At 67.5% G+C, this 25,437-nt stretch carries 23 protein-coding genes; 15 read left to right on the forward strand and 8 right to left on the reverse strand.

Features of this window, described 5'->3' with window-relative positions:
* Positions 1-5 precede the first annotated feature (5 nt).
* Positions 6-1,289 carry an amidase gene (locus CAL26_RS27445; RefSeq protein WP_179283534.1) on the reverse strand — a complete coding sequence of 428 codons (1,284 nt, stop codon included), beginning with the start codon at positions 1,287-1,289 and terminating at the stop codon, positions 6-8.
* Positions 1,290-1,598: 309 nt separating this feature from the next.
* On the opposite strand from CAL26_RS27445, the gene CAL26_RS27450 reads away from it, so the two are divergent.
* From CAL26_RS27450 to CAL26_RS27495, 10 genes are all read left to right on the forward strand, one after another.
* Positions 1,599-2,630, forward strand: coding sequence for a LacI family DNA-binding transcriptional regulator (locus CAL26_RS27450; protein WP_094849731.1), 1,032 nt, complete (start codon positions 1,599-1,601; stop codon positions 2,628-2,630).
* 49 nt (positions 2,631-2,679) lie between these two features.
* The gene (locus CAL26_RS27455; RefSeq protein WP_373454528.1) at positions 2,680-3,645 is read left to right on the forward strand and encodes an ABC transporter substrate-binding protein; all 966 of its coding nucleotides are present in this window, start codon (positions 2,680-2,682) and stop codon (positions 3,643-3,645) included.
* Between the two features lies 1 nt (position 3,646).
* Positions 3,647-4,462: an ABC transporter permease gene (locus CAL26_RS27460; RefSeq protein ID WP_094849733.1), complete on the forward strand. Its 816-nt coding sequence runs from the start codon at positions 3,647-3,649 to the stop codon at positions 4,460-4,462.
* 69 nt (positions 4,463-4,531) lie between these two features.
* Entirely contained in the window at positions 4,532-5,383 is an 852-nt protein-coding gene (locus tag CAL26_RS27465; RefSeq protein WP_179283501.1) for an ABC transporter permease, read from the forward strand.
* The gene (locus tag CAL26_RS27470) at positions 5,380-6,408 is read left to right on the forward strand and encodes an ABC transporter ATP-binding protein (protein ID WP_094849735.1); all 1,029 of its coding nucleotides are present in this window, start codon (positions 5,380-5,382) and stop codon (positions 6,406-6,408) included. Before CAL26_RS27465 ends, CAL26_RS27470 begins: the two co-directional genes overlap by 4 nt.
* A gap of 70 nt (positions 6,409-6,478) precedes the next feature.
* Positions 6,479-7,300 carry a phosphodiesterase gene (locus CAL26_RS27475; protein ID WP_094849736.1) on the forward strand — a complete coding sequence of 274 codons (822 nt, stop codon included), beginning with the start codon at positions 6,479-6,481 and terminating at the stop codon, positions 7,298-7,300.
* A 119-nt stretch (positions 7,301-7,419) separates the two neighbouring features.
* The gene (locus CAL26_RS27480) at positions 7,420-8,496 is read left to right on the forward strand and encodes an ABC transporter ATP-binding protein (protein ID WP_094849737.1); all 1,077 of its coding nucleotides are present in this window, start codon (positions 7,420-7,422) and stop codon (positions 8,494-8,496) included.
* Between the two features lie 19 nt (positions 8,497-8,515).
* Positions 8,516-9,808, forward strand: a complete 1,293-nt coding sequence (locus CAL26_RS27485; protein ID WP_094849738.1) for an ABC transporter substrate-binding protein — start codon at positions 8,516-8,518, stop codon at positions 9,806-9,808.
* Positions 9,809-9,825: 17 nt separating this feature from the next.
* Positions 9,826-10,689, forward strand: coding sequence for a carbohydrate ABC transporter permease (locus tag CAL26_RS27490; protein ID WP_094849739.1), 864 nt, complete (start codon positions 9,826-9,828; stop codon positions 10,687-10,689).
* Entirely contained in the window at positions 10,686-11,483 is a 798-nt protein-coding gene (locus CAL26_RS27495; protein ID WP_094849740.1) for a carbohydrate ABC transporter permease, read from the forward strand. The genes CAL26_RS27490 and CAL26_RS27495 overlap by 4 nt, the downstream gene beginning before the upstream one ends.
* Before the next feature lie 28 nt (positions 11,484-11,511).
* On the opposite strand, the gene leuA is transcribed toward CAL26_RS27495, so the two are convergent.
* Both leuA and CAL26_RS27505 read right to left on the reverse strand, forming a co-directional pair.
* Positions 11,512-13,224 (reverse strand): 2-isopropylmalate synthase, encoded by a 1,713-nt coding sequence (leuA, locus tag CAL26_RS27500; RefSeq protein ID WP_094849741.1) that lies wholly within the window; start codon positions 13,222-13,224, stop codon positions 11,512-11,514.
* A gap of 471 nt (positions 13,225-13,695) precedes the next feature.
* A complete protein-coding gene (locus tag CAL26_RS27505; protein ID WP_143277510.1) occupies positions 13,696-14,424 on the reverse strand; it encodes a hypothetical protein in 729 nt (242 codons plus the stop codon).
* A gap of 16 nt (positions 14,425-14,440) precedes the next feature.
* On the opposite strand from CAL26_RS27505, the gene rpoN reads away from it, so the two are divergent.
* Positions 14,441-15,862, forward strand: a complete 1,422-nt coding sequence (gene rpoN, locus CAL26_RS27510; protein WP_444876513.1) for an RNA polymerase factor sigma-54 — start codon at positions 14,441-14,443, stop codon at positions 15,860-15,862.
* A gap of 72 nt (positions 15,863-15,934) precedes the next feature.
* Positions 15,935-16,207 carry a (2Fe-2S)-binding protein gene (locus tag CAL26_RS27515; protein WP_094849744.1) on the forward strand — a complete coding sequence of 91 codons (273 nt, stop codon included), beginning with the start codon at positions 15,935-15,937 and terminating at the stop codon, positions 16,205-16,207.
* Here the strand turns inward: CAL26_RS27515 and CAL26_RS27520 are convergent.
* Positions 16,153-17,079: a LysR family transcriptional regulator gene (locus CAL26_RS27520; protein WP_143277511.1), complete on the reverse strand. Its 927-nt coding sequence runs from the start codon at positions 17,077-17,079 to the stop codon at positions 16,153-16,155. The two genes, CAL26_RS27515 and CAL26_RS27520, sit on opposite strands and share 55 nt — an antisense overlap.
* A gap of 125 nt (positions 17,080-17,204) precedes the next feature.
* Here CAL26_RS27520 and CAL26_RS27525 point away from each other — a divergent pair, with 125 nt between their 5' ends.
* Positions 17,205-18,119 (forward strand): DMT family transporter, encoded by a 915-nt coding sequence (locus CAL26_RS27525; RefSeq protein WP_094850119.1) that lies wholly within the window; start codon positions 17,205-17,207, stop codon positions 18,117-18,119.
* Between the two features lie 213 nt (positions 18,120-18,332).
* Positions 18,333-18,809, forward strand: coding sequence for a bacterioferritin (gene bfr, locus CAL26_RS27530; protein WP_094849745.1), 477 nt, complete (start codon positions 18,333-18,335; stop codon positions 18,807-18,809).
* Between the two features lie 5 nt (positions 18,810-18,814).
* Here bfr and CAL26_RS27535 read toward each other — a convergent pair whose 3' ends face one another.
* Genes CAL26_RS27535 through CAL26_RS27550 form a run of 4 tightly spaced genes read right to left on the reverse strand, consistent with a single transcriptional unit; the run spans position 18,815 to position 23,527 of the window.
* Positions 18,815-19,504, reverse strand: a complete 690-nt coding sequence (locus tag CAL26_RS27535) for a hypothetical protein (RefSeq protein ID WP_094849746.1) — start codon at positions 19,502-19,504, stop codon at positions 18,815-18,817.
* Between the two features lie 10 nt (positions 19,505-19,514).
* A complete protein-coding gene (locus CAL26_RS27540) occupies positions 19,515-21,128 on the reverse strand; it encodes a peptide chain release factor 3 (protein WP_094849747.1) in 1,614 nt (537 codons plus the stop codon).
* A gap of 52 nt (positions 21,129-21,180) precedes the next feature.
* Positions 21,181-21,810 carry a LysE family transporter gene (locus CAL26_RS27545; RefSeq protein ID WP_094849748.1) on the reverse strand — a complete coding sequence of 210 codons (630 nt, stop codon included), beginning with the start codon at positions 21,808-21,810 and terminating at the stop codon, positions 21,181-21,183.
* A 58-nt stretch (positions 21,811-21,868) separates the two neighbouring features.
* Positions 21,869-23,527 (reverse strand): DEAD/DEAH box helicase, encoded by a 1,659-nt coding sequence (locus tag CAL26_RS27550; RefSeq protein ID WP_179283502.1) that lies wholly within the window; start codon positions 23,525-23,527, stop codon positions 21,869-21,871.
* Positions 23,528-23,820: 293 nt separating this feature from the next.
* On the opposite strand from CAL26_RS27550, the gene CAL26_RS27555 reads away from it, so the two are divergent.
* Complete coding sequence (locus tag CAL26_RS27555) at positions 23,821-25,407, forward strand: YdgA family protein (protein WP_094849749.1); 1,587 nt, start codon at positions 23,821-23,823, stop codon at positions 25,405-25,407.
* Positions 25,408-25,437 lie beyond the last annotated feature (30 nt).

Consider the following 25,437-nt stretch of genomic DNA (forward strand, 5'->3'; position numbering starts at 1 on the left):
CCGCCTCAGCCCTGCGGCCGCAGCTTGTCGTGCATCCACTTGGCGATGCACAGCAGGCGGTGATCGTCGCCCTTGCGCCCGATCGCCTGCAAGCCCACGGGCAGCCCGTGCGGCCCCGTGGCGAAAGGCAGGTGCACGCAGGGCAGGCCGAACATGGTCCAGACCCGGCCGAACAGGGGATCGCCCGTGCCCTGGTCGGCAAAGGGCGCTTCGCCCGGCGCGCTGGGCGTGAGCAGCACGTCGAAGCGGTCGAACCACCCGCTGACACGGCCATAAAGATCCCGCGACCGCTGCAGGTTGGCCTGGTGGCGGGCCTCGTCGATCGTATCGCCGCCCTGCAGCAAGGCCAGCAGGCCGGGGCTGATCTGGCTGGCATGGCGCTCGCGTTCCAGGCCCAGCGAACGCGAGGCCTCGTACGTCATGATGTCGGATTGCAGTTGCACCAGCGCACAGCATTCCGGCGGCAGATCCACTTCCTGCACCACGGCGCGAGCGCGCGCCAGCGTTTCCGTGGCTTGCGCCATGGCGTCGCGGGTCTCGGGCAGCGTGTGGCGCCATTGCGGGGTGCGGTAGATGCCGATGCGCGGGGGGCCGTCATAGTCCAGCCGGCGCAATTCCGGTTTGTTCATCAGCACCGAGGCCACCAGCCCCGCGTCGCCCACGGTGCGCGTGAAACAGCCCACGGTATCCAGCGACGGCGCCAGGCTCTTGATGCCGTCGCGCGGAATGCTGCCGAAGGTCGGCTTGAATCCCACCACGCCGCAATAGGCGGCCGGCCGCACGATGGATGCCGCCGTCTGCGTGCCCAGCGCGAAGGGAACCATGTAATCGGCCACCGCGGCCGCCGATCCGCTCGATGAGCCACCGGGCGTATAGGCGGTGTTATGCGGGTTGCGCGTCAGCGGCGCCTGGAAGGTGGCGAATTCGGTGCTGACCGTTTTACCCGCGACCAAGGCGCCCGCCTGGCGGCAAAGCGTGACCGCGGCCGCATCGGCTTCGGGCCGGTGATCCTTGTAGATCGCCGATCCATAGGTGGTGGGGAATTCCTGCGTATCGAAGAGGTCCTTGACGCCGAACGGCAGGCCGTGCAGCGGACCCGTGATGGGGCCGTTGTCCAGCGCCTGCGCATGCTTCAAGGCCGCGTCCTTGTCCAACGCAGCCCATGCATGCACGCTGTCTTCGCGTTGTTCGATGCGCGCGAAGCAGGCGCGCAACAGTTGTACCGCGGACAATTCGCGCCGCTGCAACATGCGGACGGCATCCAGCGCCGTCAATCGATTCAAAACCATAGCCATTCAATAACTTCCTCGGCGCATGCCGTCCTCGCAACGGCGCGGCTGCGCATCCTCGCCCCAGCGCCGCGCCGAGCGACGGCTGTCCTTTCCCAGCAGCCATTGTGCCAGCCCCATGGGGCCAGACCATTCGTGTATTCCCGTGCCGCGGCGTTGAAAAGCGCGGTCGGGACGGGACGGCTTGCGGGAAGCTGAACAACCGCCGCGATCGCGGCGTCGGCCGCGCATGCGGCGCTGCGCTGCAATATGGGTGTCATACGCGGCGCCTAAAGTGAAAACGTTTTCAACAAGCAGAGATCGCCGCCCGTGGCCAGCAAACCCCTGCACCGGCCCTCGATTCTGGATATCGCGCGTGACGCCGGTGTGTCACCGGCGACGGTTTCGCGCGCCTTCAACCGGCCCGAGCTCCTGCGCCCCGATACCCTGCAGCGCATCGAAGAGGTCGCGCGGCAGTTCGGCTTCCGTCCCAACCGCGTGGGCAGCAGCCTGCGTTCGGGCAGCACCCGCACCATAGGCATGGCCTTGCCGACACTGTGCAATCCGGTCTTCGCGGAATGCTTCGAAGGCGCCGAGGCCTGGGCGCACGACAACGGCTACAGCATCATGGTCACGACCACGGGCTACGACGCGGCGCGCGAAGCGGCCGCCGTGCGCAGCCTGCTGGACCACCAGGTGGAAGGCGTGCTGCTGACCGTCACCAATGCCGCGCGCAGCACCATTCTGCGCGAGCTGGCGGAAGACGGCCTGCCCTACGTGCTGGCGTACAACGAATCGCCGTCCCATCCGTGCGTATCGGTGGACAACATGGCCGCGGCGCGCGATATGGTGCGCTGGCTGGCGGACACGGGCCACCGCCGCATCGCGCTGGTGACCGGACCGCTCTCCGCGTCCGACCGCGCGCGGCGGCGCCTGCAGGGCGCGCGAGCCTGCGCCCGCGAGCTGGGGCTGCCGCAGCCCGTCCATCTCTGCATGCCCCTGCATACGGCCGCGGATGCGGCCCTGTTGCGGGACGCCTTGCAGGCGCGTCCCGCGCCCACCGCGCTGTTCTGTTCCAACGACCTGCTGGCCGCCTCTGTCATCGCCGAATTGCGCGGCCTGGGGCTGCGGGTGCCGGAAGACCTGTCGGTATGCGGTTTCGACGGCATGCACTTCGCGGCGCTGATGGTGCCGCCGCTGACCACCGTGGAACAGCCCAGCCGCGATATCGGCGCGCACGCCTGCGCGCAACTGCTGGCGCGCCTGCGCGGCGAATCCGCCGCGTCGCTGCGTCTGCCGCACCGCTTGATTACCGGCCGCACCGTGGCGGCCGCTTCTTCCCGTCCTCCGATCAAGGAATAAAGACATGCCGCAACTGTTGAACAAGGCCTTGCGCGCCGCCGTCCTGGCCATGGGCCTGATGGGCGCCGCCGCGCAGGCGCAGAATGCCGTCTGCTACAACTGCCCGCCCGAATGGGCGGACTGGGGCACGCAGCTCAAGGCCATCAAGGAGAAGACCGGCATCCAGGTGCCCGGCGACAACAAGAACTCCGGCCAGGCGCTGGCGTCCATGGCCGCCGAACGCGCCAATCCGGTGGCCGACGTGGTGTACCTGGGCGTGACCTTCGGCATCCAGGCGGTGAAGGACGCTCTCGTGCAGGGCTACAAGCCCGCGCATTGGGACGACATTCCCGCCGGCATGAAGGACCCGGACGGCAAATGGTTCGCCATCCATTCGGGCACGCTGGGCTTCATGGTCAACGTGGATGCCCTGCGCGGCAAGCCGGTGCCGCAGTCCTGGCAGGACCTGCTCAAGCCGGAGTACCGGGGCATGGTCGGTTACCTGGACCCGGCGTCGGCCTTCGTCGGCTACGTCGGCGCGGTCGCGGTCAACCAGGCCCTGGGCGGCAGCCTGGACAACTTCGGGCCGGCCCTGGACTGGTTCAAGAAGATGCGCGCGAACGAGCCCATCGTGCCCAAGCAGACCGCCTACGCGCGCGTACTGTCGGGCGAGATCCCCATCCTGGTCGACTACGACTTCAACGCCTATCGCGCCAAGTACAAGGACGGCGCCAACGTGCAGTTCGTCATACCCAAGGAAGGCACCATCGCCGTGCCCTACGTGATGAGCCTGGTCGCCAACGCGCCGCACGCCGACAACGGCCGCAAGGTGCTGGATTTCACGCTGTCCGACCAGGGCCAGGCCATCTGGGCCAACGCCTATCTGCGTCCGGTCCGCGCCAGCGCGGTGTCGCCCGAAGCGCAGAAGAAATTCCTGCCCGCGTCGGAATACGCGCGCGCCGGCACCGTGGACTACGGCAAGATGGCCGCGGTGCAACGGGCGTTTTCCGAACGCTATGCCAAGGAAGTGAACTGACATGGCGCGCCGCGGCTGGATGATGTTCGCCGCGCCGGCCGCGGCCTTGTTCCTGGCGTTCTGGCTGCTGCCGATGGCGCGGCTGGCGGCCACCGGGTTCAGCGTGCGCGACGGCGCCAGCGCCTACTGGACCGTCATCACGCATGCGCAGTATTGGCGCAGCCTGTTCAACACGGCCGCGCTGTCGCTGGCGGCGTCGCTGGCCACGCTGGCGGTGGCCTTGCCGGTGGGGCGATTCCTGGCGGCGCATCCGCGCTTCGCGGGCCGCGGCCTGCTCATGGGCATGTTGACCTTCCCGCTGGCCTTTCCGGGCGTGGTGGTGGGCTTCCTGATCATCCTGCTGGCGGGCCGGCAGGGCGTGGCCAGCACCGTGTCGCGCTGGCTCACGGGCGAGCCGCTGGTGTTCGCCTATGGCATGGCCGGCTTGTTCCTGGGCTACCTGTATTTCTCCCTGCCGCGCACCATCGGCATGGTGACGGCGGCGGCGTCGCAGGTCGACCCCGCGATGCTGGAAGCGGCGGGCACGCTGGGCGCCGGCGCGTGGCGCCGGTTCATCGACGTCGAACTGCCCGCCTTGCGGCCCGCGCTGGCGGCCGCCGGCGCGATGTGCTTCGCCACCAGCATGGGGGCCTTCGGCACCGTCTTTACGCTGGGTACGCAGATCGACGTGCTGCCCGTCACCATCTACAACGAGTTCACCAACTACGCCAACATCCCCGTCGCCGCCGCGCTGTCCATCGTGCTGGGCGGCGTGACGTGGGCGATCCTGTACCTGGCGCACAGCCTGTCGGGCGAACGCGCTGGCGCGGCGGCATAGGCCGCGGCCATGGCACGGACCCGCTGCAACGTATCCCCATGAAAATGCACTTTCGCTCCGAGGATGCCCATGCGGCCATCCAAGCTTGAATCCCGCCTGGGGCTGGGCGCGACCCTGGTCGTCGCCGCGTTCCTGATCGGCCCCGTCGTCATGTCGGTGCTGGCCGGCCTGACCCGCAATGGCTTCGTCGGGCTGTCCAGCGGCCTGACGCTGCGCTGGGTGGCGCAGGTCTGGGACCTGTACGCCGACACCGTCTGGCGTTCGCTGGCGGTGGCGGTGGCGACGCTGGCGGTCTGCCTGGTCGTCGGCGTGCCCGCCGCCTGGGCGCTGAGCGCGCATCGCGGCCGCCTGGCGGGCGCTTTCGAAGCGCTGCTGACGCTGCCCGTGGCGGTGCCAGGCCTGGCGACCGCGCTGGCGCTGATCGTTTCCTGGGGCACCTATGGCGCGCTGCGCGGCAGCGTCGCCTTCATCGTGATCGGCCACGTGCTGTTCACGTTGCCTTTCATGGTGCGCGCCGCGCGCGCCAGCATGACGCTGGCCGGCCTGGCCGTGCTGGACGAGGCCGCCGCCACGCTGGGCGCCTCGCGCGCGCAGCGCTTCTTCCACATCGTCGTTCCGAACGCCATGCCCGGCATCCTGACGGGCGCGCTGACCGTGCTCACGCTGTCGGTGGGCGAATTCAACCTGACCTGGCTGCTGCACACGCCGCTGACCAAGACCTTGCCCGTCGGCCTGGCCGACAGCTATGCGTCCATGCGTCTGGAAGTGGGCTCCGCCTACACCCTGGTATTCCTGCTGATGATCATGCCCTTGCTGCTCGGCCTGCAATGGTTCGCCGGACGCGCCGCGTCCGCCGACGGTAAGGCCAGGCGCCGTCCGTCGCGCTTTTTCCCTGCACGCACAACGAAGGAAGCGCCATGACCGCGCCCGTCGCCATCACCCTGCGGCAATGCGCCAAGACCTGGCCCGACGGCACCCGCGCCCTGCATCCCGTCGACCTGGAAGTCCAGGGCGGCACCACGCTGGCGCTGCTCGGGCCTTCCGGCTGCGGCAAGACCACCCTGCTGCGCATGATGTGCGGGCTGGAGTCGCCCGATGCCGGCGGCCGCATCCGCTTCGACGGCGAGGACGTCACCGCCCAGCCGCCGCAGGCGCGCGGCGTCGGCGTGGTCTTCCAGAACTATGCGCTGTTTCCCAACATGACGGTGGCGGACAACGTGGGCTACGGGCTGCGCGTGCGCCGCCTGCCGACGGCCGCGCGCGATGCGCGCGTGCGGCAGATGCTGGACCTGGTGCGCCTGGGCGAATACGCCGGACGCCGCATCGGCCAGTTGTCCGGCGGCCAGCGGCAGCGGGTCGCGCTGGCGCGCGCGCTGGCCATCCAGCCACGCGTGCTGCTGCTGGACGAGCCCTTGACCGCGCTGGACGCCAAGCTGCGCGAACAGCTGCGCGTCGAGCTGGCGCAACTGCTGCGCGAGCTGGCGATCACCACCGTCATCGTCACGCATGACCAGGAAGAAGCCATGATGCTGGGCGACCGCATCGCCGTGATGTCGGCCGGCCGCCTGGAACAGACCGGCACCGCCGAAGCGCTGTACCGAGCGCCCGCCACCGCGTTCGTCGGCGGCTTCCTGGGCACGCTGTGCCGCGTCCGTGCCGGCCTGGACAACGGCCTGCTGGTGCCCGGCAACGCGGACCTTGCCTTCCGCCCGCAGGAAGCCGAACTGCAGGCCATGCGCGACGGCGCACCGGCTGGCGCTCCCGCCGATGCCCCTGCCAACGCCCTGGCCGGCACCATCGTCGCGCGCTTCTTCCTGGGCGCGGCCGTGCGCCTGGAGATCCGCCTGGACGACGGCCAGGCATTTCCCGTCTCGGCGCCCGCCGACAGCCCGCATGCGATCGGCGATCGCGTGGCCGTGCGGCTGCCGCGCCCCATGCAGGCTTGACCCACCGGCCTGACCTTGCCGGCCTGACTTCTTCCATCCCCACGCTACCCAGGACTTGCGTCGTACCGACATGCTCATTGCCCAGCTCAGCGATCTACATATCCGCCTGCCCGGCCAGAAGGCCTACCGCGTGGTGGCGACCGATGCCTATCTGCCGCCCGCCGTCGCCGCCGTCAACGCGCAGCGCCCGCGGCCCGACATCGTGATCATCTCCGGCGACCTGACCGATTTCGGCCGGCCGGCCGAATACGCGCATCTCAAGCACATGCTGGATGCGCTGGAAATGCCCTATCTGCTGCTGCCGGGCAACCACGACGACCGCGACGTGCTGGCCGAGGTCTTCGTCGAACATCCGTCGCTGCGCGGCTGCGACGGTTACGCGCAGTACGTGGTCGACGACTATCCCGTGCGCATCATCGTGCTGGACACGGTGGTGCCCGGCCAGAGCCATGGCGCGCTATGCGCGCGCCGGCTGTCCTGGCTGGCGGGACGCCTGGCCGAAGCGCCCGCGCGTCCGACGGTCGTGGCCATGCACCACCCGCCCTTCGCCACGGGCATCGGGCATATGGACGCCATCGGCTTGCTGCAGGGCGCCGACGAGCTGGCGCGCATCGTCGGCCGGCACGGCAATATCGAACGCATCGTGTGCGGCCACCTGCATCGCAGCATCTACCGCCGTTTCGCCGGCACCATCGCATCGACCTGCCCCAGTCCCGCCCACCAGGTCGCCCTGGACCTGCGGCCGGATGCGCCGTCGGCCTTCGTCATGGAGCCGCCGGCCTTCATGCTGCACGAGTGGCGTGAAGGCGGGCTGGTCAGCCACCTGGCGTACATCGGCGACTACGCCGGACCCTATCCCTTCCATGAGGACGGCGGCCTGATCGACGAATGATGCACACGGACGGCGGCTGAAACCGTCCCGTCATGTTCGCACTGCACAATGAAAAGGATTTCATTCGCAGCCACATTTGCAGTCAAAATAGGCCGGTCGCAGACGAGGACCGAGGGGAAATGGCAGCCATCGTTCTGGAACAGCTGACGAAGCGGTATACCGATACCGCGGCGGTCCGCGACATCGACCTCAATGTGCCCGAAGGCAGCTTCACGGTATTGCTGGGCCCGTCGGGCTGCGGCAAGTCCACGACGCTGCGCATGATTGCCGGCCTGGATACGCCCAGTTCCGGCCGCATCCTGATCGGCGGCCGCGACGTCACCCAGCTGCCGCCGGCGCAGCGGCGCATCGCCATGGTGTTCCAGTCGTATGCGCTGTTTCCGCACCTGAGCGTGCGCGAGAACATCCTGTTCGGACTGAAGGTGCGCAAGGAGCCGCGCGCCGACCACGCGCGCCGCCTGGCTCGCGTGGCGGAGCTGCTGGGCCTGGAAAAACTGCTGGACCGCAAGCCGTCGCAATTGTCCGGCGGCCAGCAGCAGCGCGTCGCGCTGGGCCGCGCGGTGATTTCCGAAGCGCCCGTGTGCCTGATGGACGAGCCCCTGTCGAACCTGGACGCCCAGCTGCGCCACGACATGCGCCGCGAAATCCGTACGCTGCAACGCCAGCTGGGCATCACCATGGTCTACGTCACGCACGACCAGACCGAGGCCATGAGCATGGCCGACCAGATCGTCCTGCTGCGCCACGGCGCGGTCGAACAGTGCGATACGCCCGATGGACTGTATGCGCGCCCCGCCACCGAATTCGCCGCGCGCTTCATCGGCACGCCGCCGATGAATTTGCTGACGCTGGATCGCGTCGGCGGCATGCATGTGGTGGCCGGCACCAACGAACCCGCGGTGCCCGGCGCGCCGGCCGATGCGGTGCGCCTGGGCGTGCGGCCGGAGCACATCCGGCTCGCGGCGCATGCATCGGATACGGTCGACCCGCTTCAGCGCGGCCGTCCGGCCATCGTGCAGGGCGTCGAGTACTTCGGCGCGGATTCCATCGTCACCTGCGCCGTCGGTGCCAATGCCGGCGTCGCCGTGCGCCTGACCGGCCATGCCACCGTCGCCGCCGGCGACCACGTGCACCTGCACTGGGCGCCGGATCGCCAGCATTTCTTCGGCCCCCAGGGCCTTGCCATTTCCTCCTGACCTTTACCCGGAAGCCACTATGCGACGCACCGTATTGAAAAGCCTTGCCGCCGTCATGGCCGGCGCGCTGTTCGCCTTGCCCGTCCACGCCCAGCAGCCCGTGGACGTGGAGTTCTACTATCCCGTCGCCGTCGGCGGTCCCATCACCAAGATCATCGACACCATGGTGGCGGACTTCCACAAGGAAAATCCGGACATCAACATCAAGCCCGTGTACGCGGGCACCTACCAGGATTCCATCGCCAAGGTGCTGACGGCGATGAAGGGCGGCCAGCCGCCCCAGCTGGCGGTGCTGCTGTCCACCGATATGTACACGCTGATCGACGAAGACGCCGTGGTGCCCATCGACGGCCTGGCCAACGATGCCGCCGGCAAAGCCTGGCTGGGCGGCTTCTATGACGCCTTCATGCAGAACAGCCGCACGGGTGGCCACGTGTGGGGCGTGCCCTTCCAGCGCTCCACCATCGTCATGTACTACAACAAGGATCTGTTCAAGGCGGCCGGCCTGGATCCCGAGCATCCCCCCGCCACCTGGCAGGAGCTGGTCGACGCTTCGGTCAAGCTGACCAGGAAGGATGCTTCCGGCAACGTCACGCAGTGGGGCCTGGAAATCCCGTCGGGCGGCGCGTTCGCCTACTGGCTGTTCCAGGCGCTCACCACGCCCAACGGCGCGATCCTGATGAACGAAGCCGGCAACCAGGTCATGCTGGACAAGCCCGCCGTGGTCGAAGCCGCGCAGTTCTGGCGCGACCTGTCGGCCAAGCATGGCGCGATGCCCACCGGCACCATAGACTGGGGCACCACGCCCAAGGATTTCCTGGAAAAGAAAGCCGCCATCGTGTGGACCACGACGGGCAACCTGACCAACATCCGTGCCAACGCCAGCTTTCCTTTCGGCGTCGCGATGATGCCGAAGAAGGTGCGCGGCGGCAGCCCCACCGGCGGCGGCAACTTCTATATCTTCAAGAGCGGCACGCCGGCCCAGCAGAAGGCCGCGCTGAAGTTCGCGCAATGGGCCACGTCGCCCGAGCGCGCGGCGGACTGGAGCATCGCCACCGGCTACGTCGCGGTCACGCCCGCCGCATGGGAAACCGCGAAGATGAAGCAGTATGCGCAACAGGTGCCGGCCGCCGCGGTGGCTCGCGACCAGCTGGCGGTCAGCGTGGCGGAGTTTTCCACGCATGAGAACCAGCGCGTCACCAAGGTGCTGAACGATGCGCTGCAGGCCATCCTCACGGGCGCCAAGCCGGCGCAGCAGGCGCTGAGCGACGCGCAGCGCGAGTCGGACCGCATCCTCAAGCCCTACCGGTGAAATCCGCCGCGCCCTCGATGAAGGCGGTCCACGCCTGGCTGCTCCTGCTGCCGGCGGTGGTGCTGCTGGCCGCCTTCACGCACTTCCCCGCGGTCGCCACCCTTTGGCACAGTTTCTTTTCCACGCCCAAGGGCCGGCGGCCGGCGGTATTCGTCGGCCTGGACAACTACCAGGCCATGCGCGACGACCCGGTGTTCTGGCAGGCCTTGTGGAACAACCTGTGGTACGCCCTGGGCACCGTGCCGGCCGCGATCGCGCTGGCGCTGGCGATGGCGCTGTGGGTGAACGGCAGGCTGCCGGGGCGCGGTTTCCTGCGTTTGTCGTATTTCACGCCCACCGTGCTGCCCATGGTGGCGGTCGCCAATATCTGGCTGTTCTTCTACACCCCGCAATACGGGCTGATCGCGCAGGTCATGCAGGCCTTCGGCCTGCCCGGCGTGAACTGGCTGGGCTCGCGCGAAACCGCCTTGCCCGCGCTGATGATGGTATCGGTGTGGAAGGAAGCGGGCTTTTTCATGATCTTCTACCTGGCCGCGCTGCAAGGCGTGTCGCCGTCGCTGCGCGAGGCCGCCATGCTCGAAGGCGCGTCGCGCTGGCAGTACTTCTGGCGCGTCCTCTGGCCGCTGCTCATGCCGACCACCTTGTTCGTCGCCGTCAACGCCCTGATCAATGCGTTCCGCCTGGTCGACCATGTGCTGGTGATGACGCGCGGCGGTCCCGACAACGCCAGTACCCTGCTGCTTTTCTATATCTACCAGGTCGGCTTCAGTTTCTGGGACACCGCCTACGCGGCGACCTTGACGGTGGTGCTGCTGGGCGTGCTCGGGCTGGCGGCGCTGCTCAAGTTCCGCTGGCTGGACAAGAGGACGCATTACCAATGAAGCGACTGGACACGGCCGGCGCGTGGCTGCTGGGCATCCTGTGGATACTGCCGCTGCTGTACGCCGCGTGGGCGGCCTTCCATCCGCCCGCCTATGCCACCCGCTTCCACCTGATGGCGCCGCTGACGCTGGAAAATTTCGCGCGCGCCTGGGATGCCGCGCCCTTTCCGCGCTACTTCCTGAATACCTTCATGCTGGTGACCATGGTGCTCGCCGCGCAGCTGGTGCTGTCGACCATGGCCGGCTATGCCTTCGCGCGCTTCCAGTTCCGCGGCCGTGACGCCTTGTTCCTGCTGGTGCTGCTGCAGTTGATGGTGATGCCCGACGTGCTGATCGTCGAAAACTACCGCACCATGAGCTGGCTGGGCATACGCGATACCGTCTTCGCCATCGGCCTGCCGTATTTCGCCTCGGCCTTCGGCATCTTCCTGCTGCGCCAGACCTTCAAGACCATCCCGCGCGAGCTCGAAGAAGCCGCCCGCGTGGAAGGCGCGAACGGCTGGCAGATATTGATGAAGGTCTATGTGCCGCTGGCGCGGCCCACGTATATCGCCTACGGCCTGGTGTCGGTCAGCTACCACTGGAACAACTTCCTGTGGCCGCTGATCATCACGAACTCGGTCAATACGCGTCCGCTGACGGTCGGCCTGCAGGTGTTTTCTTCCACCGACCAGGGCATAGACTGGTCGGTGATCACCGCGGCGACGCTGCTGTCCGCGGCGCCCCTGCTGATCGCCTTCCTGCTGTTCCAGCGCCAGTTCGTGCAGTCCTTCCTGCGCGCCGGCATCCGCTGAGCGGGCCGGCGCGCAGGCCGGTTACCGGTCAGGCGTCGGCCGTCTCGGTGACGGGGGCTTCCTCTTCGGCGGCCGCCTTCAGATGGCGGTTCACCGCGCACAGCACGGCCTTGAACGACGCGGTCACGATGTCCCGGTCCACGGCGACGCCGAAGCCGGTCGCCGATTCGCCCACGCGCACTTCGATATAGCTGGCGGCCCGGGTGTCCGACCCGGCGCCGATCGCGTGCTCGTGGTAATCCATCACGCGCGCCGGCATGCCCAGCGCCGCTACGAAGGCGGAAATGGCGCCGTTGCCTTCGCCGGTGATCGTGCGACGCACGCCATCGACCTCGACGTCCGCTTCCACCCGGAAGTGGCGCGATTCGGCGGCCGACGGATCGCCGACGATGCGATGGCCGATCAGCTTCCACGGCGCCTTCTGTTCCAGGTACTCCTGCTTGAAAATGTCGTAGACGTCCGTCGCGGTGACCTCACGGCCGGTCACGTCGGTGACACGCTGGATCGCGCGGCTGAATTCGATCTGCAGGCGGCGCGGCAACACCAGGCCGTGTTCCTGTTCGAGCAGATACGACACGCCGCCCTTGCCGGACTGGCTGTTGACGCGGATCACCGCGTCGTAGCTGCGGCCCAGGTCGGCCGGGTCGATGGGCAGGTAGGGCACTTCCCACACGCCGTCGGGCTGCTGTTGGGCGAGGCCCTTCTTGATGGCGTCCTGGTGCGAACCGGAAAACGCCGTGAACACCAGGTCGCCGGCGTAGGGATGGCGCGGATGCACGGGCAATTGGTTGCAGTACTCCGCGCAGCGGCGCACTTCGTCGATATCGGAAAAATCCAGGCCGGGATGGACGCCCTGCGTGTACAGGTTCAAGGCCAACGTGACCAGGTCGACGTTGCCGGTGCGCTCGCCGCTGCCGAACAGGCAGCCTTCGATGCGGTCCGCGCCCGCCATGACGGCGAACTCGGCGGCGGCCACGGCGGTGCCGCGGTCGTTATGCGGATGCACGCTCAGCACGATGCTGTCGCGGCGCGCCAGGTTCCGGTGCATCCATTCGATCTGGTCCGCATACAGATTGGGCGTGGTCGCCTCGATCGTGGCCGGCAGGTTGACGATCATCTTGTTGGACGGCGTGGGCTGCCATACGGCGCTGACCGCGTCGACCACTTCCAGCGCGAACTCGGGTTCGGTGGTGCTGAAGACTTCGGGCGAGTACTCGTAGCCCCATTGCGTTTCCGGGTGGCGCGCCACCGCCGCCTTCACCATCGCGGTACCGTTGGTGGCGATCTTGCGGATCTCTTCCTTGCTCATGTTGAAGACGATCTTGCGGAAGGCCGGGGCGACCGCGTTGTACAGGTGCACGATGGCGCGACGCGCGCCCGCGGCTGCTTCCGCCGTACGCTGGATCAGGTCTTCGCGCGATTGCGTCAACACGATGATGACCACGTCATCCGGAATGCGCTTTTCGTCGATCAGCTTGCGCACGAAGTCGAAATCCGTCTGCGACGCCGACGGAAAGCCCACTTCGATTTCCTTGAACCCGATCTTCACCAACTGCTCGAAGAAGCGCAGCTTGCGTTCCACGCTCATCGGCTCGATCAGGGACTGGTTGCCGTCGCGCAGGTCGGTGCTCATCCAGATCGGCGGCTGCGTAATGCGGCGGCTGGGCCAGGTGCGTTCGGCAAAGTCCTGCTTGAACGGTGCGAAGGGACGGTATTTCTGTGCGGGGTTGGCAAGCATCATCGGGTGACCTCTGGGCGGTAGCGCGAATCCCGGTGCGCGGCATCGTGCGGCGATATCGCTGCGGTGCCCGTCGGCGACGCCCGCATCGGCGGCGACACACTCGGACAGGCGGCCTGGACAGGCCAGCGGGATTCTTTATTTACGGGGAAAGACGTTGTGGCGCAACGGCTGCCGAACTGCCACGGGACGCTAGGCCCGGCAACCGATCAGTAGTTGTAGCGATAGCGCCAGCGCGCCGACAGTCCCTAGCGTGGAATGCAAACCGCCCATCGGCGCGTCGAAGCGTCCGGTGGTCATCGCGAGAGGGATGCGGTTAGCGGCCATGGGATGTGATGATGGGCAAGCCGTAAGTCAACCACATTTCGGTGGAAGACGCAAATGCGGGGCGCCGGGGGGGCGGAAGAGTCGACGCCCGGAATCAACCCGGGGCTCAACCCGGGCTTAACCTGGGGCTCAACCCGGGCTCAACGCCTATTTGATGGGTCCGATGCGCGGTTCGATGGGGCCATCGGCATCCGCGCCCGCCCGTACCGGCCGGCGGCGGTCGCCCAGCAGTTCCGTCCCCTGGGGCGCGGCGCGGTCCGGGCGGCCCAGGCCGGGACGGCCGTCACGGTCGGCGCGGTCGGCGCGGGTCACGGCATCGCCGCGGTCCAGGCGTCCGGGCACCGCCTGCGGGATGCCCAGCAGGGCTTCCTGCTCGCGTACCATGGCGATCTTGGCGATGCGTCCGTGGCGCACTTCCCACAGGGTGCGTTGCAAATCCCCAACAGTGAAGGGTTCGTCGCGGCTGCCCCAGCTCCAGCGCATGACGCCGAGAACTTCATCGCTGAGCTCGCCCGCCAGTTCCGCGAACGTGTCCGCCGGCACCGTCCGCAGGCGGGCGGCGTCCATGTTGGCGCGCAGCCAGGCCCGCACCGCGAAGAACACGAGCAGCGTCCAGATCAGCGCCACCGCCCACCACAGATAGGGATTGATGCGGTTCAACAGCTCTATCGTGGAGGCGCCCAGGGGGTGCAGGAACTGGTAATCCAGCGTGGCGCCGAAGGCCAGGATGCGCTGGGCCACCAGCAGCCAGATCACCACCGCCACGGCGATGACGACCGCCCGCAGCACCAGTCTGGGGGACGACAGTTTCAGCAGCGTCTGGCGAATCAGGCGGCTGTCCTGGCGGATGCGTTCGGGCGAAGTCAGATTCATCATGCAAAATATTGTACCTATGACTCGTCACGCCTTAGAACTCCGGCCCGGGCAACACCTTGCCCTGACCCCGCAGCTGCAGCAATCCATCCGGATGCTGCAGTTGTCGACGCTCGCCCTGGAAGCGGAGATTTCCCAGGCGCTGGACGAAAACCCGCTGCTGGAACGCGACGAAGAGCCGGCGGTCGAGGACATCGATCCCAACCGCGAGGAATCCGCGCATGACGACGACCCGGCGCCGGAACGCGAAACCGGGGTGGATGAAATGCCGGGCGCCAAGGGCGTCCATTCGGACGACGACGGCGATATGCCGGAGGCCGCGCGTGGCGAAACCCTGCGCGAACACCTGCTGGCGCAACTGGCGCTGACGCGGGCCAGCCACCGCGACGCGGCGCTGGTCGCGCTGCTGATCGACGAACTGGACGACAACGGCTACCTGGGATCGCCCCTGGAGGAAATCCTCAGCTGGCTGCCGGCGGAAATCGAAGCCGACGTCGACGAACTGCGCGCCGCGCTGCGGCTGCTGCAATCCTTCGACCCGCCCGGCATCGGCGCCCGCGACATGGCGGAGTGCCTGGCCCTGCAGCTGCGCGAACCGGACCTGGCCGCCTTGCCGGAAGCCGCCGACCCCGCGGTGCTGGCCTGGGCCCGCACGATATGCGCGGAGCACCTGCAATTGCTGGCGGCCAGCAACCCGGCCCGGCTGCGCGAAGTCCTGCCCTGCGACGACGCCACCGTGCGGGCGGCGCGCGCCCTGATTCTCAAGCTGGATCCCCGGCCCGGCCGCCGCTGGACCATTCCGGTCGCCGACTACGCCATCCCGGACGTCATCGTGCGCAAGACGCGCAAGGGCTGGCGGGTGGTGTTGAACAGCGCCGCCATGCCCCGCCTGCGCATCAACGGCGTCTACGCGCAGATGCTGGGCAACCAGCGGGAGGCCAGCCACGCCGCCCTGCATGCGCAGCTGCAGCAGGCCCGATGGATGATCCGCAACGTCGAACAGCGCTTCGATACCATCCTGCGGGTGGCGCAAGCCATCGTCGATCACCAATCGGCCTTCTTCAGCCAGGGCCCGTCCGCCATGCGGCCGTTGATTCTGAAGGACATCGCCGGCGAACTCGGCTTGCACGAATCCACGATTTCACGCGCCACGACGCAGAAGTACATGCTCACTCCGTTCGGCACGATGGAGCTCAAGGATTTCTTCGGTGCGGGCGTCGCCACCGACAGCGGCGACGCCGCTTCCGCGACGGCGGTGCAGGCCCACATCAAGCGCCTGGTGGCGGAGGAAAACCGCGCCAAGCCGCTTTCAGACAATCAGCTCATGCTGAAACTGGCCGAACAGGGGATCGTCATCGCACGCCGTACCGTGGCCAAATATCGTGAAGCCATGCGCATCGCGCCAGCGTCGGTACGCAAGGCCCAGGCATCACTGCGCTAGCCCGTCTGCCAAGTAGCCGCGTCCCCGCTTTTTGCAGTTGCCGTAATGCGAATAATTTTCGATAATAATTCCATGTACGTTTGTGTCTGCAACGCCATCACCGAACGCCAGGTCCGTGCCGCCGTGGACGGAGGCGCCGCCACGCTCGACGATCTTCAGTTCGAGCTGGGTGTCGCCACGTGCTGCGGAACGTGTGCGGCGACCGCCGCGGAATACCTGCCCGGCGGCCGCTGCTCCAGCGTCTGCGAAGTGCGCGCCCTGACCCATGCTGCGGCGGTTCCCATCGCCGATCAGAGCGGTTCGGCGGCCAATGGCTTTCCCATCCCGGTCGTAGCGGCTGCCTGAGCCGCGGGCAAGGCCGCCGCGCCGCGCTGCCTGTCGCAGAAGCGGCGCAGGATGGCGGCCATGTCATGCGCGCTGTCCGGCGCCTCCGCATGGGCGATCAGGGCCAGTTCCGTCGCGTCGATGGGCGGAAAGGCGTCGTCCAGGCTTGGGCAGGGTGCTTCCCAGCCCGCCATGCCGTGTTCGTCCAGCACCGACACGCCCAATCCCCCACGCAGCGCCGCCTGGATCCCGGGCAGGTTGGGGCTTTCGTACACGATGCGCCAACGCCGTCCGGCGCGCTCCAGGGCGTGGATGGCTCGTTCCCGATACAGGCAGCCCGCCGGCCGCATGACCAGCGGCACCGGATCGTCGCCGGCAGGCAAGGCGGCGCGCTCGCCCACCCAATGCAGCCGTTCCGGCCAGGCCGCGATGCCAGGTCCGCCATCCGGTTCCCGCTTCAGCAGCACCAGGTCCAGGTCGCCCTGGGCCAGGGCGGATCGCAGGCGGAAGCTCAGGTCGCAGCACACCGACAGGCGCACGTCGGGGCGCGAGCGCGCGAATGCGCCGACGATCTCGGTCAGCGCCGGCACCGCCAGGTCGTCGGGCAGCCCCAGGCGCACCGCCTCGGCGCGCGCCCCCTTGCCTACCGTGTCCGTCAGTTCGCTGGACAAGGCCAGGATACGGCGCGCGTAGCCCAGCAGGCGCTCGCCATCCTCGGTCAGCAGGGCCTTGCGGCCTTCACGGCGGAACAGCGCGCAGCCGAGCCTTTCCTCCAGCTTGCGGATCTGCTGGCTGACCGTGGACTGCGTGCGGTGCACGCGTTCGCTGGCCCGCGTGAAACCGCCCGCGTCGACGACCGATACGAAGCTGCGCAGGAGATCGATATCCGGCATGGGATTTTTCCATCGGTTTTTCGAATACTTTTGATGGAAATAAAGAATTTGTCAATGGATGCAGGGCGCAACACAATCCCGTCAACCGTTCCGTAGTCGGGTGACTGATTCGCCCTGGGTTCATGATGAAAACACTACAAGCTGTCTCCCCCGCTCCTCCCGCCTCGGCATCGCCCGTTGCGTGGGGGCCGATCGCCGTCTTCTGCCTACTGTGGAGCTCCGCCTTCGCCGCCGCCAAGATCGCGCTGCGCGACTGTCCGCCATTGACCTTGCTGACAGTGCGGTTCTTCATCGCGGCGGTGCTGATGATAGGGTTGGCCCGCCTCACCGGCGGCATGCAGCGCCTGCCGTGGCGGCAGTGGGCCATGCTGTGCCTGCTCGGCGTCCTCAACAATGCGGTGTACCTGGGGCTGAGCTGGACCGGCATGATGACGGTGTCCTCCGCGTTCGCCGCCGTGATCGTCAGCACCAATCCCTTGCTGATCGGCGCGCTGGCGGGGCCATTGCTGGGCGAGCGCGTGGGCTGGCGCAAGGTGGCCGGCTTGTGCCTGGGCCTGGCGGGCGTGGCGCTGGTGCTGCGTTCGCGCCTGACCGGCGGCCATGAAGACCTGCACGGCACGCTGCTGGTGGTCGCGGCGCTGGGCGCGCTGGTGGCGGGCACGCTGCTCTACAAACGCCATACGCCCGGCAGCAATATCTGGCTCGCCACCGGCGTGCAATCGCTGGCGGGCGGGCTGGCGCTGTTGCCCTTTGCCTGGATCTACGAAGCGCAGCTGCCGATCAACTACACGGCATCCTTGTTCTGGAGCATGGCCTACATGGTGATCGCCATCTCCATGGGCGGATTCGGCCTGTGGTTCCTGATTCTCTCGCGTTCCAGCGCCACGGCGGCCAGCGCATTGCATTTCCTGATGCCGCCGCTGGGGCTGCTGTTCGGCTGGGCGATACTGGCCGAGCCGGTCGCGGTCATGGACCTGGTCGGGATCGTGCCCATCGCGCTTGGAATCTGGATGGCGACGCGGCCGGCCCGGTCGGCCTGAGCGCATGCCGCGGGGGCTGGCGAGGCGCTGAGAGCGCCTTCGCCGCACGTCGATACGGCATGCCTGAACGCCCTACGTACGCCGACTCATTCTCATTGCGTTGCTGTTTCCGCTTACAGATACCGCTTGCAGCCCGATTTACCACATGCGCCTCAGGGGTATGCTGGCGCGCCACTGGATGGTAGTCTGCCGGGATTCAGCAAGGAGTCCATCATGCAAGGCGACAAAACCGTCATCCAATTCTTGAACAAGCAATTGACCAATGAGTTGACGGCCATCAACCAGTACTTCCTTCATGCGCGCATGTTGCGCCACTGGGGGCTGAACAAGCTGGGCAAACATGAATACGAAGAGTCCATCGGCGAAATGAAGCACGCCGACCGGCTCATCGAACGCATCTTCATGCTGGATGGTCTGCCGAACCTGCAAGACCTGCACAAGCTGCTGATCGGCGAAGACGTGCCGGAAATCCTGTCCTGTGACCTGAAGCTGGAGCAGGGCGCCCAGGCGACCGTCAAGGAAGCCATCGCGCATTGCGAGTCCGTGCGCGACTACGTGTCCCGCGATCTATTCCAGGACATCCTGGACGATACCGAGGAACACATCGACTACCTGGAAACGCAGATCGGCCTGGTCGATCAGGTGGGCCTGCAGAACTATCTGCAAAGCCAGATGGAAGTATCGGAGTAAGCCGTCTACGGACGGTGCGGGCATTCGGGGATGCTTCCCCATGCCTGATTCGGCGCGCAGTACTTATTGCGCGCATTCCACGCGCAGGTCGGACGCTCGAAGAAACCGGCGTCCGCGCATTGCGCCAGTTCACGACGCAGGGCATCCTGCCAACCCTTCTGGCCCGCGCCGGCTGACGCCTGCTGCTGCGGGGCCGGCATGTCCACCGATTGCACGATGGGCTGCTGGCTGACGTTGCGTGAGGCCTGGATCTGCGCGTATTGCTGCGCCGATTGTGCCGTCTGCGCCTGCTGGGTGGCCAGGTCCAGCGTCGTGACGTCGCTGCCCCCGGGCGGCAGGGCGGACTGGGTCGCGGCCGCGATCTGGCGCGCCTGGTCCATGGAAATGCTGTCGCGGGAAATCATGACCGATGGGTCTTTCACGGTGTCGAACAGCGACACCGTGGCGACCGTCCAGTTGGTGCCGGTCGGGCGATCAGGCACGCCCAGGGTACCGTCGATGCGGGGCTGCGGCGGCTGCGCCGTGTAGGGGCGGCCGTCCGCGTCCAGTATGGGTTCCTGATTCGAATCGGTTTCGTTGGGCGTACGCGTGGCGGTGGGCGCATGCGCCACCAACCAATCACCGAACTGGATGCCGCCCCACGCGGAAGCGGCCAGGGCCACCAGCAGTGTCGCGAACAATACTCGCCAAGACATTCTCAACCTCTTAAGCCTGGGCCTTGTCGCCGAACACCCGCCCGCCGTGCTCCCGCATCGCGTGGAACTTCACATCCGGATACAGTTCTTCCGCGACACGCAGCTGCGCGGGCGAGCCGATCAGAAACGCGGCCGCGTCCACCACATCATAGGCGATATGGGCTGCATTGGCATCCATGAACTTTCGCAGAGCACGGGGGTCTTCCGACGTAATCCATCGTGCCATGGTGTAACGCGATTGCATGAGCCTGGCGTCGACGCCGTACTCCGTTTTCAGGCGATGCTGCACCACTTCGAACTGCAACTGGCCGACCGCGCCCAGCAGCATCGCGCCGCCGGCCGCGACGGGACGGAACACCTGGATGGCGCCTTCTTCGCCCAGCTGCGCCAGCCCGGTGCGCAACTGCTTGGTGCGCAGGGGATCCTTGACTTCGACGGCCTGGAACAGCTCCGGCGCGAAGAACGGCAGGCCCGTGAACTGCAGGATTTCGCCTTCCGTCAGCACGTCGCCCAGTTGCAGCACGCCGTGGTTGGGGATGCCGATCACGTCGCCGGCATAGGCTTCGTCCAGCAGTTCGCGGCGCTGGGACAGGAAGGACACGACGTTGTTGGGCCGCATTTCCTTGTTGGTGCGGCAGACCTTCAGGCGCATGCCGCGTTCGAAGCGGCCGGAGCTGACGCGCACGAACGCCACGCGGTCGCGGTGCGCCGGGTCCATATTGGCCTGCACCTTGAACACGACGCCGGTAAAGCGCGGTTCGTCGGGCTGCACCACGCGTTGCAGGGCCGGGCGCGGGCCCGGCCGGGGCGCGAGCTCGACCAGCGCGTCCAGGACTTCCTGCACGCCGAAGTTGTTGATGGCAGAGCCGAAGAATACGGGCGTCTGCTTGCCGTCGAGAAAGGCTTGCGCGTCGAAGGCCGGCGCGGCCTCGGTGATCAGGCCGATTTCTTCATGCGCCTTGGCGAAGGCGTCGCCGAAGCGGTCGGCGATCGCCGGATTGTCCAGGCCCTGGATGAATTCGTCGTCGTCGTTGCGCCGTTCCTGGCCCGCACGGAAGATGCGCATGCGGTCCTGGCGGATATCGAAGACGCCGCCGAAGGTCTTGCCCATGCCGACCGGCCAGGAGAACGGCACCGCGTCCATGCCCAGGTGCGACTCGATTTCAGCCAGCAGTTCCAGGGGCTCGCGGACTTCGCGGTCCATCTTGTTGATGAAGGTGATGATGGGCGTGTTGCGCGCACGGCAGACCTGCAGCAGCCGCTTGGTTTGCGGCTCCACGCCGTTGGCGGCGTCGATCACCATCAACGCCGCGTCGACGGCCGTCAGCACGCGATAGGTATCTTCGGAAAAGTCCTGGTGGCCCGGGGTGTCCAGCAGGTTGATGACGCTGTCGCGGTACTCCATCTGCATGACCGACGAAGCGACCGAGATGCCGCGCTGCTTTTCGATTTCCATCCAGTCCGAAGAGGCGTGCCGGCTGGCCTTGCGCGCCTTCACGCTGCCGGCGATCTGGATCGCGCCCGCGAACAGCAGCAGCTTTTCGGTCAGCGTGGTCTTGCCGGCGTCGGGGTGCGAGATGATGGCGAAGGTACGTCGCCGCGCGACTTCTTTCTGGATATTCATATGCGGTGGATTTTACAGGCGCGCCTGGCGCAATGTTCGGTCTGGCCGGTGGTTACGGCGTCCGCCGGAAGCAGGCCAGCAGCAGCCCGGCCGCCATGAACAGGCTGCCGAAGGCGCGGTTCATCCATTTGATATGCGAGGGGTTGCGCAACAGGCGCAGGACCTTGGCGGCCAGCAGCGTGTAGAAGGCCATGGCCACGGTATCGGTCAACGCCATGGTGGCGGCAATCGCCGCGTACTGCGCCCCCATCGGCCGCGCGGCGTCGATGAACTGCGGCACGACCGCCAGCAGGAACACCGTGCCCTTGGGATTGCTCGCGTTGACCAGGAAGCCGCGCACGATCAGCGCGCACCGCGATTCCTGGACAGGCGGGACGCCATCCAGCGTCACCGGCGCCACCTGGGCGCGAAACTGCCGCCAACCCAGGTAGATCAGGTAGGCGACGCCCAGGTACTTGACCACGGCGAAAGCGGTTTCCGAGGTGGCCAGCAAGGTGCCCAGGCCGATGCCGACCACCGCCAGCTGGAACATGATGCCCAGGATCAGCCCGGCGGTATTCCAGTAGCCGCGCGCGAACCCATGGCGCAGCCCGGACGTCATGGCCGACAGCGCGCCGGCGCCGGGCGAAAAGGAAATCGCCAGCGAAGCCAGCAGGAAGGTCAACCAGGTGGATAGCAGCACGGATGTTCCTTTTCGGCGGCGGCGCGGTTGCGGGCCGCGCCGGAAACCCAGTCACCCATTACTTCGACAGCAGGGCCGAGCGGCGGCCGCTGCCCTGGCCCACGGCCGGGCGCGGCGCCGGCGCGCGCGCGGGCTGTCCGCCGGCGGAAGCGCCGGGACGGCCGCCATGCGCGCCACGCGGGCCGTTGCCGGCCGCCTGGCGATCGCCGGACGAGCCATGGCCACCATTGCCGCCGTTGGCGCTGCGCGCGCCGCCGGCCGAGCGATGTTCGCCATTGCCGTTGCCATTGCCGCGGCCCGTGCCGCCATTGCTGGCGCGGCGGTCGCCGTTGCCCGTCGGGCCCGAGGCTGACCGGCTCTGGCCGCTGGCGGCCCTGCCGCCGTCACGGCCACCGGCGTGCGCCTGTCCCGCCGAGCCGGTCGCCGTACGCCGCGCGCCGCCATTGGCGTCCGCGCCGCGTCCGCCGCCATTGCCCGGCCGCGCGCCGTTCCGGCCGCGGCCACCGCCGCGCGGACCGCGCGAATCGCGTTCGTCGTCGTCGTCCTCGGGTTCGCGCACGGCCGTGGGCGAAGGCTTCCAGCCCTGAACCTCAACGCGATCGATCGGCTTGCGGATCAGCTTTTCGATGGCCTTCAGCAGCTTGATTTCGCTCGGGTCGACCAGCGAGATCGCGGCGCCGGTCGCGCCCGCGCGGCCGGTCCGGCCGATGCGGTGCACGTAGTCTTCCGGCACATTGGGCAGTTCGAAATTCACCACCTGCGGCAGCTGGTCGATATCCAGGCCGCGCGCGGCGATGTCGGTGGCCACCAGCACGGCGACCGTGCCCGCCTTGAAGCCGGCCAGCGCGCGCGTGCGCGCCGCCTGGCTCTTGTTGCCATGGATGGCGGCGGCGCTCAGGCCGTCCTTGACGAGCTTTTCGGCCAGGCGGTTGGCGCCATGCTTGGTGCGCGTGAAGACCAGCACCTGGTGCCAGCCGCTTTCGCGGATGATGTGGCTGATCAGGTCGCGCTTGTGGTGCTGTTCCACCAGGTGCATGGTCTGGGTGACCAGCTCCGTGGCGGTGTTGCGGGGCGTGACCGAGACTTCGCCCGGATCGTTCAATACGCCGCGCGCCAGGGTGCGGATTTCCTCGGAGAACGTGGCGGAAAACAGCAGGTTCTGGCGCTGCTTCGGCAGCAGGGCCAGCACCTTGCGGATGTCGCGGATGAAGCCCATGTCCAGCATGCGGTCGGCTTCGTCCAGGACCAGGATTTCCACGCCCGACAGGTCGACGGTCTTCTGTCCCGCGTGATCCAGCAGGCGGCCCGGCGTGGCCACCAGGATGTCGAGCGGCTTTTTCAGCGCGGAGATCTGCGGATTGATGTTGACACCGCCGAACATCACCATGGACGTCAGCGGCGTGTGCTTGCCGTAGGTCTGCACGGATTCCTCGACCTGCGCCGTCAGTTCGCGCGTGGGCGTCAGGATTAGGCAGCGCGGGCGGCCGGGCTTGCGCAGCGCCGGCTTGGTCAGCATCAGGCGGTGCAGGATGGGCAGGGTGAAGCCGGCCGTCTTGCCGGTGCCGGTCTGGGCGGCCGCCAGCAGGTCGCCGCCTTGCAATACCAGCGGAATGGCCTGGGCCTGGATGGGGGTGGGCGCGGTGTAGCCGGTTTCGGCGATCGCGCGCAACAGGGAATCAGCCAACCCGAGGTCGGCGAAAGAGGTGATGACAGTCAAGTACAACTCCAGCGGCAGCCTGTCGCTCAAGTTGAGTGACTCCAATCCAGGCGGACGACAAGGAGGAAAAGGAAGCGGCCCGTGGGACGGTCCCAGGGGCGCAGCACGTCGGCGAATGCCGCATGGCGCGGTGTGCGGATTGGCACTGCACACGGGACGGATTGTACCTTACTCGCAAAATGGGGCCGGTATAGTCCTGTAACGCTTTTTCCGGCCCGGGCTTCGCGCGTGTTGGGGAAAGCCAGGGACGCCTACCTATAATCCCGCCTTTGTCCAGCAGAAGAACCAGCATCATGAAAAAAGCAATCGGCGTGGTCGTGGGCGTGGTGGTCGTGGTGGGCGCCGCCTGGACCGCGGGGGCCTGGTACACCGGCAAGCGTCTGGAAGACATCGCGCGCCAACAGGTTGCCGAAGGCAATACCAAGCTGCAGACGCTGTTCCCCGGCGGCAAGGTCGTGCTGACGCTGGAAAGCCTGGAGCGCCACGTGTTCTCCACCGACACGATGGTGCGCGTGCGGGTCCACAGCGATGCGCACGGCCAGACGCCCGCGCGCGAGGACCTGATCGACATCGCTTCCCACGTGGGGCACGGTCCTTTCCCCCTGCAACGGATCAAGCGCCTGCAATTGGCGCCCGTCATGGCGGCCGGCGAATTCCATCTGCAGGACAACGACACCGTGCACGCCTGGTACGCGCTGACCAAGGGTGTCGCGCCGGTGTCCGGCGACACCGTGGTGTCCTACGACCAGGCGGTATCCGGCACCCTGCGGGTCGAGCCGGTCAAGCTGGCGCGCGACGATGCCACGCTGGACTTCTCCGGCCTGTCCATGAACTACAGCCAGGACGCCGGCAAGCACGTGCGCGCCGACGGCGCCATCGACAGCGTGACCTTCAAGGCGCTGAAGGGCGAGGCGCCCGGCCAGGTCGAGGTCACCGGCGTGACGCTGAATTCGGATATGCGTCCGGGTCCCGCCGACCTGCAGGTGGGCAATACCGCGCTGGGCGTCAAGCGCATCGCGCTGACGCTGGCCGATGAGGCCCCCGTCGTACTGACCGGCTACAGCCAGCGCACCGAGATCGCGGAAGACAAGGGCCTGCTGGGCGTGCATGCGGCCTATGACGTCGCCATGATCAATGTGGGCGGACGGGACATCGGCACCGCCCAGATATCGGCGGGCGCGAAGAACCTGGCGCCGGACGCCATCAAGTCGCTGGCCAACCTGTATGGCCGCCTGTGGTCGCGCGCCATGGACCAGGCCCAGGCCAAGGGCGGTGCCGCCGACGCGCCGGCGCAGCCCGAGCTGAGCACGGAGGAACAGGCGCTGGCGCTGTCGGCGCGCGATGCGCTGCTGGCGGCCAAGCCCAACATCTACATCGATCCCATCCTGCTGAAGGGCGCGCACGGCGAAGCCCGTTTCACCCTGAACCTGGATCTGGCTAAGCCGGAAAAGGCCGATCTGCCCGTCGACGAGCGCATCGCGCAGACCCTGCGCAAGCTGGACGCGCGGCTCTCCGTCGCGCAACCCCTGATCGCCGACCTGCTGGCCGAAAACATGCAGCGCGACGGGATGGACGCGGCCGCCGCCAGCGCGCAGGCGCAGGCCTTGACGGCCATCATGGGCAAGGCGGCGGCGTCGTCCGGCTACGCGACCGTGCAGGGCTCGGACATCGTCTCGACCCTGCATTACGCCGACCGCATGGTCGACCTGAACGGCAACAAGATGCCGCTGGACCAGTTCGCGGGCATGGTGCTGCAGGGCGTGATGGGCATGATGGCGCAACCGGGCGCCGATGATCCCGACCAGGACGATCCCGACGCCGACGAGCCGGACGACGATGCGGCACCCGGCGCGGCCCCCGGCACTGCCATGCCGCGCTGACCCGGCGCACGATCCGGCGCACGATCCGAA

Source organism: Bordetella genomosp. 9, assembly GCF_002261425.1.
In the GTDB taxonomy this organism is placed as follows: domain Bacteria; phylum Pseudomonadota; class Gammaproteobacteria; order Burkholderiales; family Burkholderiaceae_B; genus Bordetella_C.